The 13,081-nt window shown below is 35.5% G+C and carries 8 protein-coding genes and 1 pseudogene; 8 read left to right on the forward strand and 1 reads right to left on the reverse strand.

Features of this window, described 5'->3' with window-relative positions; translation table 11 throughout:
- Nucleotides 1-149: 149 nt before the first annotated feature.
- A complete protein-coding gene (locus tag DACET_RS05370; RefSeq protein WP_013010375.1) occupies nt 150-1,541 on the reverse strand; it encodes an NAD-dependent succinate-semialdehyde dehydrogenase in 1,392 nt (463 codons plus the stop codon).
- 285 nt (nt 1,542-1,826) lie between these two features.
- Here DACET_RS05370 and DACET_RS05375 point away from each other — a divergent pair, with 285 nt between their 5' ends.
- The 8 genes and pseudogenes from DACET_RS05375 to DACET_RS15460 form a co-directional block, all read left to right on the forward strand.
- Entirely contained in the window at nt 1,827-2,366 is a 540-nt protein-coding gene (locus DACET_RS05375; RefSeq protein WP_052293509.1) for a DNA adenine methylase, read from the forward strand.
- A 313-nt stretch (nt 2,367-2,679) separates the two neighbouring features.
- Nucleotides 2,680-3,759 carry a hypothetical protein gene (locus DACET_RS05380; RefSeq protein WP_013010376.1) on the forward strand — a complete coding sequence of 360 codons (1,080 nt, stop codon included), beginning with the start codon at nt 2,680-2,682 and terminating at the stop codon, nt 3,757-3,759.
- Nucleotides 3,760-3,866: 107 nt separating this feature from the next.
- Nucleotides 3,867-5,156, forward strand: coding sequence for an ATP-binding protein (locus tag DACET_RS05385; protein WP_013010377.1), 1,290 nt, complete (start codon nt 3,867-3,869; stop codon nt 5,154-5,156).
- The gene (locus tag DACET_RS05390; protein ID WP_013010378.1) at nt 5,149-5,457 is read left to right on the forward strand and encodes a HipA N-terminal domain-containing protein; all 309 of its coding nucleotides are present in this window, start codon (nt 5,149-5,151) and stop codon (nt 5,455-5,457) included. Before DACET_RS05385 ends, DACET_RS05390 begins: the two co-directional genes overlap by 8 nt.
- A 246-nt stretch (nt 5,458-5,703) precedes the next feature.
- Nucleotides 5,704-8,733 carry an AAA domain-containing protein gene (locus DACET_RS05395; RefSeq protein ID WP_013010379.1) on the forward strand — a complete coding sequence of 1,010 codons (3,030 nt, stop codon included), beginning with the start codon at nt 5,704-5,706 and terminating at the stop codon, nt 8,731-8,733.
- 16 nt (nt 8,734-8,749) lie between these two features.
- Entirely contained in the window at nt 8,750-10,192 is a 1,443-nt protein-coding gene (locus tag DACET_RS05400) for an LA2681 family HEPN domain-containing protein (protein WP_013010380.1), read from the forward strand.
- Nucleotides 10,193-10,235: 43 nt separating this feature from the next.
- Nucleotides 10,236-12,230 (forward strand): dsDNA nuclease domain-containing protein, encoded by a 1,995-nt coding sequence (locus tag DACET_RS05405; protein WP_013010381.1) that lies wholly within the window; start codon nt 10,236-10,238, stop codon nt 12,228-12,230.
- A 105-nt stretch (nt 12,231-12,335) separates the two neighbouring features.
- A pseudogene (locus DACET_RS15460) lies at nt 12,336-13,058 on the forward strand (transposase); the annotation flags it as partial.
- Nucleotides 13,059-13,081: the final 23 nt, after the last annotated feature.

Raw genomic sequence — 13,081 nt, forward strand, 5'->3', positions numbered from 1 at the left:
AGACGCGAATCAAAATAGAATCAGGACTGAGCGGATTAATTATAGAGGAAAGAATTTGATATAGAAAAATCCGAGGCACCGAAGCACCCCGGATTAAATATGTTACTTAAATATCTGGTGAAATAGTAACGATGCCGTTCTGATATGTCTTAGAAAGGAGCATCGATATCTACTACACCTATAACTTTTTTATTTACAAATTCTTTTATACCGAGAGATGTCAGCTCACGCCCGTAACCAGAGTTTCTGACCCCTCCGAACGGAACATCTGCCTTAACGATTGTCGGGTGGTTCACAAAAACCATACCTGTTGAAACTTTTGCCGCTACTTCAGCACCGTGTTTAGTGTCACTGGTGAAAACAGAACCGCCCAAACCGTATGGCGAGTCGTTAGCTATGCGTACAGCATCATCCTCGTCTTTTGCTCTGAAAAGCATTGATACAGGTCCGAAAAATTCCTGATAGTAGGCAGGATTGTCAGGTGTGACATCCGTCAGGATTGTAGGTTGCATAAAAGAACCTTTTTCAGGGACTTTAGGTCCGACTTCTATTGCTTTAGCACCGTTTTTAACAGCTTCTTTGATTTTTTCCTTTAATTCGTCAACAGCGCCCTGAGATGACAGCGGGGCAAGGTCTGTTTTTGGATCCATAGGATCTCCTGCACGCAAACCAGCGACTCCTTCTTTATACTTTTCAAAGAAAGTATCATATACCTCGTCAACTATTATCATGCGCTTAGAAGAAACACAAACCTGTCCGCCGTTCCAGTGACGTCCGAAAACAGCCCATTTTACAGTTTTATCCATATCAGCATCAGCAAGCACTATAAATGCGTCTGCGCCGCCAAGTTCCATTGTTGACTTCTTTAGCGCCTTTGCTGCCTGAGAAGCTACTATTGCTCCGGCAACTTCTGATCCGGTCAGAGCTACGCCACACACTCTCGGGTCGCTGATTATTTTTTCAACTTGTGAGCGGTTGGGGTACAGATTTTTGAATCCGCCCTTAGGAAGTCCTGCATCGAGCATAAGCTTTTCAAAAGCGGCTGCGGATTGCGGAACATTTGATGCATGTTTAAGCAGCATTGTGTTCCCGGCTGAAAGCTGTGGAGCAATAATACGTGCGATCTGATAATAAGGGAAGTTCCACGGCTCAACAGCGAGAATGACGCCGAGAGGCTCATGAACAAGTGTGAATTCGCCTTCATCAGGGTTCGCTACTTCTATTTTTTCAGGCTTAAGGAGTTTTTCGGCATTGACAGCATAATATTCAAAAATTTGTGCTGATAGTTCGACTTCTGCCTCTGCTTCTCCTATTATTTTGCCCATTTCGAGAGTAAGGATCTTCGCAAATTCTCTTTTTGATTTGCGTAAGATATCTGCCGCTTTTTGCATGACAGCAGCACGTTCTTTAAACGAAGTAGTGCGCCAAAGTTTGAACCTATCGTCTGCATCTGTTATTGCCTGTTCTACTTCAGCGTCGGTAGAATCTGGAAATTTTTTTACGAGTTCGCCGGTGAAGGGGTTCACTGTAGCATAAGACATAATAGTTTACTCCTGTGGCTTAGCATACCTATTGCGATAGCAAATCGTATGTTAGTCAATATTTATTTAGTACCAAAATAATATGGTAACTATATATTAATCTATTCTCTTGCAAACTAATGTCAATAACTGTTGGTGCTGATATCTGTTTTTTTGATAATTACAATCAATATCGATTAAGTTTTGTGCATATAGCTGCTGATTTACTGATCTGTTAGAAAAGGATCTCAGGTAGAGTTTATACGTCAGTTCAAGTTTCTGCTGACCAGCCGAGACCAGTTTGAAATGTTTCAAAAGACTTTGCCGGAGACTCTGACAGATATACAGAGAGCTGTCAGGTTTTATTATTGTATCAAGACAGCATTCGGTGCAAAGGTTACAGGACAAAGCTATGGTTATTCATGTAGGCGCCCGTCAAATCTAAATCTTTTGCGTGTGGAGGAAGACCTCTCTAATGCACACATAAGGTTATCAAGGGTTAACATCGAAAATCTGCATTATAACGTATGCGTTGAGAAGTATGACAGTCCGGATACTTTCTTTTATCTGGATCCGCCATATTATGATTGTGAAAACGATTACGGTAAGGGGCTGTTCGCAAAGTCAGACTTTCAGTTACTTGCCGCCAAGCTTGCCGGGGTAAAGGGTAAGTTTCTGCTGAGTATAAATGATATTCCAGAGATCAGAGATATCTTTCAGTCTTTTAATATAGACGAGGTACAGACGACATACAGCATCGGTGATAACCGATCATCCGTCGCCGAGTTATTCATTTCAAACTATGTAAATGAAGAGGTAACAGTGGACTCTCTCTTGATGGATTAAACACGCACGTTGCACGCACAACAAGTGTAATACGAGTGTAAAAATAAAGGGCGGTGAGTTGCCTCATCGCCCTAAGTTATTATGCCGAGAGGGGGATTTGAACTGAAAAGCGTATAGGAAACAGCGGGAAATAGAAGGAGTAAAAGTGAATAACTACAAACACTTTAGTCGATATGCTATTTCCCGCATATTCCCGCTAATTCCATCATTCTGTCAGAATTCTGTCAGAATGGATTTTATTGAAAGATTTTGTTATAACATTTGGATTTTATCTTTTATATATATACAATATTGTCTATACACGGGATAATGCATGAGAAAAAATTTAAGATTTAATAGAAACGAATATAGAAACAAACACCAATATTTGGACGATTTTACAAAAATTAGAAGTTTTGATAGGAATTCATATGAGGGCTTTATCAAGTGTAAGTTGATACATGGTAAGTCCTATTCGATTATAGTGCCTGATCAGATATATGTTGATATAAACGGCAATTTGTATTGGTTGCAGCCATTTTATTTTGTAGCTAGCTTTATAAGCTTTTATGATGCTCATGAGCTATGTACCTTAAATATAGATATTTCATATGGTGCTAATATTGAAGTAAAATTCAATAACACTGATAAACTTAACAATTTAGAAGACGGAAGTGTTTTGTATAAATGTACAATTCATGGTCCCGAATACATTTATAATTATAGGACTGGCTATGCTAAGATAGTTGATGATATCCCTTATATTGAATTGTTCCACCATACATCTGTAAAAGCCAAAAAAAGTATACTTTCTTCTGGTTCCTTTAATACATCAGATTGGAATATCCAGGGAACCAAAAAAGCACTTAATATAAGTTATTTGTATTTGACACCATTGCCTATAATTAAATATTCAGCAGATCTTCAGCAAATAGCAATGTCATCAATAGGTAAGTTTCCTTTGAGGTTAGATGGGAATTATACGACGAATCCTGATTTATTATTAGATGTTTATAGGGAATCAACAGTTAATAGAAAGAGTACATTGAGTTTTTGGGTCAATGCGTCGTATATATCATCACAACCGATTTATTTTCATACAGCTAATTCGGTATCACCTGCTTATTATGAAATTGTTGCTCCCTTTATTCACAGAATCGGTGTTGAGAAGTCAACATTAGTACTTATCGAAAATGGCGAATTACTACCAGTTAAGCCTAAAAGTACAACGTATGTCATTATTGGTGATGCAAGTACTATTTCAGGTCTACAAGCACCTTTTGCTGAAGATGATATTTCTGACTTAGCTAAAATCGAATATGTTTTTTCAGGTGAAGAAATAATTGATTTCTGGAAGAGTCACTCAAATACAGATCAGTACTCGGTTAAGGACATTGAAAAAATAGAGTATTAAGTGTTTATCACAATGTTTTATGAACTTAGCCAATGTAGAGTTTTCTGTTTTGTCCTTGCATAAAAGGATATAAAAGGTTATATTTATCCTTGCAAGAGAGGATAGATATGAGAGAGACATTTAAGACGTTAATCACAGATTTTCAGGAAAGAAAGTTAAACGGCATAGTTCCCAGAGAATATAATATTCCTGTGGACAGTGACAAGATAATATCTTTGATCGGTGTCAGGCGTTGCGGTAAGACATATATACTCTTTGATGTTATCAACAAACTCAGAGAAACCATTCAGCCGGAAAATATAATCTATATAAATTTTGAAGATGACCGTCTTTTCCCAATAGAGGCAAAAGACCTTGATGCTCTGATGGAAGGATACTATGAAATGTATCCTAATAAACGTGATGAACTGGTTTATGTGCTCCTTGATGAAGTCCAGAATATCCCCGAATGGGAAAGATATGTCCGTAGGATATACGACACTCTAAATGTCAGAATTTTTGTCACAGGCTCGTCCTCAAAGCTTCTCAGTAAAGAAATAGCTACATCTCTGCGTGGCAGAACACTAACTTACGAAATATTCCCTTATTCTTTTGCTGACTTCCTGAAGGCAAAAGATATAAAAGTGAATGTTAATAGTTCCTCATCGGTAAGCCATATAAAGAATGCCCTCAATGAATTTCTCACAGACGGCAGCTTTCCGGAAACTCTAGCGCAAACGCCAGACATAAAAAGGCGAATACTCAGGGATTACCTTGACCTTATAGTCTACAAAGACATAGTTGAAAGGTATGGTGTGAAAAACAACAGCCTCCTGAAGCACATAATAAAATACAGCTTCTGCAACATAGGAACGCTCGTCAGCCTCAACAAACTATACAATGAATTTAAGTCTCAGGGCTATAAAGTCGGTAAAGATACTGTCTTCGACTATTATTCTTACCTTGAAGATGCGTATGCGGTTTTTAGTACCCCTATATTCAGAAATAACATCAGGGAAGAGAACCGTAACCCAAGAAAGATATATGCAGTAGATAACGGCTTTAAAGGCGTGTATGACGCATTTGTGACCGATGACTACAGCAAGCTTTATGAAAATGCAGTATTCCTGCATCTGAGAAGGCAAACACCTGAAGTTTATTATTACAGCGGTAAGCAGGAAGTAGATTTCTATTGCCGGATAGACAGCAGACAGCTTTTGGTCAATGTGAGCTACAGGATAGACAGCCAAAGCACCAGAGAGCGTGAAATAAACGGCCTTGTTGAAGCTATGGAATATTTCAAAATGAAAGAAGCCTGCCTGATAACTGAAGATCATGAGGAAACTATATCCGTAGGAGACAATAAGATATTCGTTCTTCCTCTCTGGAAATGGCTGTTAGGAGCTATAAATGCGTAAAGCTCTTGTTTATCAGCATGGTGTGGCAGCCGGATATTTGATTAAAAAAGAAAAGACCTATGAATTTCACTATTTGGCTGGTTATGAAGGTGTAGCTATTTCTCTAACCATGCCTGTAAAAGATGAACCATATATTTTTGAAAGTTTCCCACCGTTTTTTGACGGCTTGCTGCCAGAAGGCTATATGCTGGAATCTCTCCTGGAAAGGTGCAAGATCGACCGCACTGATTATTTTAGTCAATTAGTAACAGTCGGAGCTAATATGGTTGGATCTGTTGCGGTAAAAGAGATTATAGATTAATTGCGTCTCTTATCTAATCACGAACAGTAATATTCTAAGTAATATCAAAGTATGAAACTTTAGTGTTGTCAAAATACGAACACCAAAATGAACACTGATTATTTGATATTCTCTTAATCTGTCAGAATGCTTCGAGAATGGTTTATATTCGATGAAATTCATGATATTGTTAGAGCGGAATGTGAATGTTTTTCACTTTTCCAAAATCAAATTTAATATTTTAGAATAGAAAGCGTGAAGGGAAATATGCATGAGCAAGAACTGAAGAAGTTATTATACATATATCGAGAGTTAATTGATGCTAGCCAACAAATCTACAAAGTTCCTGAGTCATATGAATTAGCTGCTCAATTGTCATTAGATGCTTTTGATAAACTGATTTCAGTAGTATTATCAGGTGATTCTTCAGGCAATGTTACTTTTCCAATTAATAGCCTTCAAAATCATGATTATGATGCAGTACAAAATTTATTGCAAAAAATTGAAAATATAAAAGCAGAAGATGGTAAGACTGATGATTATAATTATTTTATTGCATTTCCAGCTCATAGAAAAAATGGGTTTTATTCGCCATTCTGCATTATTGATGGTGTATCGATTACGGAATACGATTTGAATATATCGCTTACAGAAAAAAACATCCGTTTTACTAAAGCATTTCTTGACCATATACAAACTGATTCTGGAAGTTATTGCAATCTTTTTAAAAACATCATTGAGAAGCATTATGGCAATCAGCTTAATTTGGATGAAAATAAAATTAATAGCTATTTTGAAAAGCTATCTAAAGATGTTAAAGAATATTTTGTAGAAGAATTATTTGATCTTGGTAAGGATGTTTTGTCCAATCTCTCTGGTCTTAGTTATGTAAAATTCTTTGTTGATTTGATTATGATTTCTGCAGGATCAAGTTATGATTCATTCAAATCTCATTTAAATGAAAAGAAAAAAATCGAATTTATTGATGGTACTATCGATAGCGTATTTATATTTGCGTATCCTTCAGCAAAGTATTATACAAAGCTTATCCAGGATTATTCAAACTTACTGAAAGAACCTTATTCTAAAGCATTTATAAAAAGCCTTTGCTCAAAACTTGATTTTGCAAATACAACAAATATTTGTCTTCGATATTTAGGAGAAACTAACCCCGACCTTCCTTTAAATATTTATCAGTACAAATCATTCCATTTAGCTAATAAGAATAGTAAAGTTGCAATACAAGGACCTCCAGGGACTGGTAAAAGTAAACTTATTACATCTATTCTTGCTTCTCGATACGTAGAAATTGTTTTAAATCTTTCAAGTGAAAAAGCCAAAATTGATGAAAATGTCGATTTAATGACTCTAGTATCAAGTACAAATAATGAAGCTGTTAGAAATATCTATGACAAATTTAATGGCGAAGATGGATTCCTTTTGCTGGGGAATGATGAGAATAGAAAAATAACTTCGTATAAAATCTATGATTTTCTAGAAAGTATACGTGAAACAGGTAATTATATTTTTGATCAAGAAAATTCTAGAACTAGACTTGCTGAACAAGTTATTGAAATGAACCAACTTGATGTCAAGACTACGACTATAATTGAATCAATTGAAAGAATGCAATCTGAATTGACTGGTTTACAAACGGATTTTAAAAACACATCTGTGAAGATTAGAGGTTTAAAAAGACTGCTGGTTAAAATATTTAGAAAAGACAAAGAACTTATAGATACATTTAAAGCAGGGCTCTTAAATAATTTACTTAATGACTTGAGCACACAGCTAAAAAAGAGAGAAGTATTTAAAGATGATTTAGCATTACTCGAGACTCCTGAATTAGGTTTTTGGTCTGTTTTCCCTTGTATGGCTTTACCTGCATTGAAAAGAGATAAAGCGGTTTTGCTTAATATGTGTAAAAAATTTGCTGCTGAGTATGGTGAAGAACCTAAAAGGTTACAAGAATTTCGTGGTGAGTATCAAAGAGTTGATCTAATTAACCACTATCGAAGTTATCTAACTGAGTTCTTAAATGAAGCTACTAAAGAGACCGAAGAATTATACAGGCTTTGTGTTGAACTAATGGGTAAATTGAATGAATACCAAATCTTATGTGATATAAAAAATGAATTACTACATAAAATTAGTGCTTTAAGTTTGGGAATCACAAATGCTGAGAATGAATACAGTCTAATACAGGTAAGACATTGTGGTTTAGCATATTCTTGCTTTGATAAAGCTCAGAAACTGCACTTGCCACTTTTGAAAAAGAAATATATTGATGATGAAGCTTTTAAGCTTAAAATAGATGAAATTTTTGAAGTAGTTCAGAGCCTTATAAATAGTTACTCTGGATTAAATTCAAAACCTCCTGCTTGGTATAGACTTTTTAAAAAAGGTAACCTTTCTGTACTAGCGACAATCTATCCTGTGATATTTTCTACTTCTCTTTCCATTGGCGGAGCTATTCCTCTTGGCGTTGAGCTGGGTATGGGCATTATGGATGAGGCAGGACAAACTCTTTTTTCATATGCTTTACCTTTAATACATCGAACAAAATCATTCATCTCTATAGGCGATTTAAATCAGTTACCTCCTATTACAAATAATGTTGAAGAGCGAATAGAGGACTTACTGAATCAGTATAATCTTGATAGAGAATGTTATAAAAAATATGATTTTAATTACTCGCTACAGAAAGTATTTGAAGATGAATGTTTATTCAAAGAAACACTAAGATTTCATTTCAGGTGTAAACCAGAAATTATGAAATTTTTTAATGATACGTTCTATAAAGGTCAATTGATTAATCAACTCCCTATGTATGAAGATTTAGGAATACCTGCTTTGGGTTTTTATAACATAGCCGGTGAGACTGAAATTGAAAATGGTTCGCTATATAACAATGCTGAAATTGACCAAGTTCTTAGAGCAATCGAATATTTAATAGGAAATGGGATTGAAGTTGGTGACATAGGGGTTGTAGCCCCATACAGGGCTCACATAAGTAAATTACGTAAGAAAATACCACATGAGGTTAGAGTTGGTACGGTGCATACATTTCAAGGTGGAGAAAAGAAAGTAATCATTATGACTTCTGTAGTGACAACTGGGAATGTTAATTTTTTAGATCAATCTTATTTGATTAATGTCGCTATTTCGAGAGCCCAACAATCATTCATATTTATTGGCAATATGAAGACCCTTGAAAATAAGGGCAATAATATATCAAAGCTAGTGCTTTATATGCAGAGTCACGGGGAAGATTTATCTAAAATTTACTTAAACTAGCGGGGTATAATTTCTAATGGATATTATAGAAATATCGCAAATGGCTGATAAAGCAATTTTAGAGCGTAATGGTTTCATTATGGAACATCTTGTAGAAGGAATTTGTAATGTACTGCCAACGCTAGAAAATGACATAAAAAGTAAAGCATATTATACACTTGCTAACCTATATTCTGAAATTGGGCATTTGAATAGTGAGAATATATATGGTTGGATGAATGATAAGTATCCTAAATACCTAGTGCTGAGCATGAATGCTTACCGAGAGTGTCTTTCGCAAAATGATAATCAATTAACAGAACCTGTGGTGAATTATGCAAATACGCTGAATCAGTTTTGTCGTACTGTAGAAGCAGCTAATTATTGGAAGTGTGACTTTTCATTAGTTGGTGATTCAGCACCTGTTTCTTTTTTACATATGGGTAATGCTATCGGGTGGTTATCCCAATTTTTAGAAGATAATGGCCATGAATTAGAATTTCAGCTTAAATCGTATAAACTATTAAAAGATTTACAGAAAAATGTTGATAAAGTTGAACATGTCGGTATTATTCTCACTATAAAAGAAGATGAGAGGCTAAACAGACACTTGTCATATGGTGACAAACATTTTGTAGATATAAACTCATCAATAGATACTTTTTCCAAACCTTCTTATTCTGAAAAGGAAGAAGAATACAGGAAATGGGTTTTAAGTCAAAACCTTTTTGCTAACCCAATGAATATTATTACAAAAGAGTGGGTTGCTGCTACTGATATTCTTCAATTTCCAAGTCATACTGTTAAAGTAGCTGAAGGTCCATATTATATGGCTGCATTTTCATCAATCAAAAGAGAGTATTGCTTTGCTCGACATTTACTTTATGAAGGAATACACGGATTACATCCTAAATATGAAAATAAGGATCTATATTTAGTCGATACTCTTGATTATGTTTCTTACGATGGGGGTATAGAAAAAATTAAAGCTGCTTTTCGTATTGCCTTTAGTCTATTTGATAGTCTTTATAAGCTTCTATACGAGTATTTTGTTGAGAAGAAGAATATTTCTGAAAAAGTATATTTTTACCCAAGTCATTTTAGGAAACATTTTTCTTCATTTGAGAGAAACCCATTTATTAATGCTTTATTCTGGCTTTCATGTGATTTGACTGATAATGACGAAATGAAAGATTGGAAAGCACCAAACCCGAATGGGAAAGACTTTAGAAAGATTAGAAATGCTCTAGAGCACAATTGGCTGAGGGTGGCTGATTCAGGATCGTTTTATTCTGGTGAAATTGATTATGCGTATACAATAACTATGCAGAATTTAACTGAAAAAACATTAGAACTTATTACATTAGCAAGGGCTGCACTGTTTTATACGGCATTTGCTGTTCGGTGTAATGAAATGCATAAGAAAAAAGACCTAGATAAAAGTGTTAGTAACCCTGTGAATATTTGGAGGACAATTTAGTTTAATACTAAATATTTATACTCAATAGATTGTGAGGATTATAATGTCAGGTGGTAGGCATGCATTAAAAGGATTTGAATATCAGGCAACAGTAAATTTATATTTGGTCTTAAAACATTTTTTTGACTCTTCACAAGGGGTATCTATTCGTCCAGAAGGAGAGGATGATCTTGTTGTTTTTTCATCTAGCGGTGTTGACAGCGATTACTATCAAGTAAAAAAACCAAAAGAATTTGATAATGGTGAACTTAAAAATGAACCATGGACACTAAATGACGTAATCCAAGTATTATTAATTGGAAGCTACGACAGATTAAAGGCCAATAATTCACGTCAGTTTTGGGTTCTAGGTGATGATGTAAGTGCAGAAGTAAATGAATTGGTTGCGTCAAAAAGCAATAACTTATTGTATTTGAGAGCATTACATACCTTAGCTCGTGACGATTCAGGAGTTATTCCAAAAGATTATAAAAAATGTTCAAATTTATTGAGGTGGTTCCCAAATAAATGTACAGGTATTGCGGAACTTATTCAAACATTTAGGTGTAAGGCGGTTGGTTTAGGTATCCCACATGCAGCAATTAATGAATATGCGGAATCACTTACTGAAATCCATAAACATCTTCCAAGTGTATTAACAAGAATATCAATAAAAGCAAAATTTGGACTTGTTGAAGATATAAGGGCTAAAACAAGTAAAATGTTAATAGATTTCTATGGCCTTGATTGGGAGATTGTAAAAGATACTCTGATTCCTGGATTAAGAAATTACCTTTATGGTATTTCTACTAGTTTAAATAAAGTGATCACCAAAGCTGATTTTGAGGCTGAGGTAAGAACTGTATGGCCCAAAATGACTTTAGTTTGTGAACCACCAATAATAAAAAATATGCTAAAACGAGACTCAATAGTTAAAGAAATATTAAAGCGTTCCAAGCAAGGACCCTTAGAAATAATAGGTGGCTCTGGCTCCGGTAAGACAACTATTGCAAAAGCACTTTTTGAAGAGATTAAATATATTAGTCCATCTACAAGGCCGCTCTATTTGGAAGTTAGGCATGATACTAAGTTTAAAGATGTATTAATTGGGATTGCTTTCCACCTTCGTGCTTTTGGTAATGGTCAATTATTTCCTTTAGTTGTTAATTATAAAGTTTCGGATGAACGTGCGATTATTGAATTTGCTGAGAACTGCTCACTTGTCGATACGTTTATTATTATTGATTTAGTCGAAGGAGGGTGCAGCGATCATTTTGCACGAGATATTGAGAGGTTTCTTGAGAATTTATCAAACGATCTTTTTAAATTAATTATAATGGGACAGGATAGTTCTTTTCGTATGCTGTCTGGCTTCCAGAAGAAAACATTGAAGTTGCCAGACCTGTTGTTATTGCCAGGACTTAGTTTTGAAGAATTTATTAAGTTAATGCAACTTGTAAATCCAGGTTTAGTAGACCGTAATAATCTTTTCAAAATATATAATCGACTTACAGCATCTCGCTCCTCCGGTCTTTATGTGCAAGACGCATGTTCTATTGCAGAGGTTTCAACATTCGATGATATGGAGCAGTTATCGGCAATGCCTCCTTCGGAGTTTTTAAAAGAAGCTGCCTATAAGAAATATTCACTTCTATCTGACGATTTAAAACCTGCAGCTGATCAGTTGTTATGCTTTTTGTTGCCTTTTTCTATTGATGAAGCGGTTAAACTCTTTCCTGATAAAAGGATAAAAGAAGCAATTAAAGAGTTAAATAAGCTTGGTCTGCTCACGCCTCTTACTAATAATAGATATGAGTTTCATGAAACTACACGTAAAGGTTTGGAAGAATTTATTCCGATAATTCAACGACATAAAATTAATGAGATATTGGCTGATTATTATAACGATAAAGACGACATATCAGCTGCTGTTTATCACTTTGAAAGAGCAGGTGAAATTAACAAAGCTCATGATTTATGTCGTCAGTCATTTTTAACGGGGAATTTTAGAGGAGGACTTTCTCCTTATCTACTAAAAAACTCAAGTTTCGCATCTTGATATAGTGCGATAACTTGTTGTTATAGCTAGGATAACAATAGAAAAAGTCTCACATAGATGGTATATTGATTTTCCAATAACAATTACATCAAGGAGACTTTTTCTATGCTTGAGAATAAATCATGGCAGTCTGAAATACAAGCGGCATTGTGGAAAGAATTTGAGATATTCCGAGTAATGAAGGCTTTGCAACTGCGTACAATTGCCTATAGGTGCGGTATTTCAAAGAATCAGGGCGTCGAGCCGTTTTCGATTCTTGTGGCTTTAGTTTTTCTGACTTTTCTCGGTAAGAGCGTTCACCATTTTGTTTCCCATTGCCGGAACAGTCTATTTGATTTAGGCGGTAAAGATGTTTTTTATCGTTTAAGTACACGTACAAGTATCAATTGGCGGCGTTTTATGATGGATATATCGCTTAATGTGATCAGATATTTCAAATCATTCAGCAGCTGGCAGCAGCGTGTTCTTGTAATTGATGACACAGTAATTCAGAAAGCCGGCAAAAAGATAGAAGAAGTATCATGGGTGTTTGACCATAGCAAAGGTAAAAGCGTGAAAGGCTTCAGTGCTGTTGTGCTTGGCTGGAGTGATCGTGCGTCATTTGTCCCTGTAGATTTTGCTTTGCAGCGAAGCAGCAGAAAAGTATTCAAACAATCGACAGAAATTGAAATGGATAAGCGGATGCTGGCGTGGCATCGTCGACAGGAAGCAGTAAAAGACAAACCAACACTGGTAAAGGAAATGCTTAAACGGGCGAAACAGAAGGGTCTGGATGCTGGGGCTGTTCTGTTTGACTGCCTGTATCGGCTTATTCGGACAGTGGGATCGGAAACATTCGGACAGCGTATCGG

Origin of the sequence: Denitrovibrio acetiphilus DSM 12809 (assembly GCF_000025725.1) — a bacterium.
Lineage (GTDB): Bacteria > Chrysiogenota > Deferribacteres > Deferribacterales > Geovibrionaceae > Denitrovibrio > Denitrovibrio acetiphilus.

Excerpts from the sequence above, each read along its gene's own strand:
- DACET_RS05375 (WP_052293509.1), top strand. The coding sequence starts at position 1,827 with ATGTTTCAAAAGACTTTGCCGGAGACTCTGACAGATATACAGAGAGCT.
- DACET_RS05370 (WP_013010375.1), bottom strand. The coding sequence starts at position 1,541 with ATGTCTTATGCTACAGTGAACCCCTTCACCGGCGAACTCGTAAAAAAA.
- DACET_RS05405 (WP_013010381.1), top strand. The coding sequence starts at position 10,236 with ATGTCAGGTGGTAGGCATGCATTAAAAGGATTTGAATATCAGGCAACA.
- DACET_RS05400 (WP_013010380.1), top strand. The coding sequence starts at position 8,750 with ATGGATATTATAGAAATATCGCAAATGGCTGATAAAGCAATTTTAGAG.
- DACET_RS05380 (WP_013010376.1), top strand. The coding sequence starts at position 2,680 with ATGAGAAAAAATTTAAGATTTAATAGAAACGAATATAGAAACAAACAC.
- DACET_RS05395 (WP_013010379.1), top strand. The coding sequence starts at position 5,704 with ATGCATGAGCAAGAACTGAAGAAGTTATTATACATATATCGAGAGTTA.
- DACET_RS05385 (WP_013010377.1), top strand. The coding sequence starts at position 3,867 with ATGAGAGAGACATTTAAGACGTTAATCACAGATTTTCAGGAAAGAAAG.
- DACET_RS05390 (WP_013010378.1), top strand. The coding sequence starts at position 5,149 with ATGCGTAAAGCTCTTGTTTATCAGCATGGTGTGGCAGCCGGATATTTG.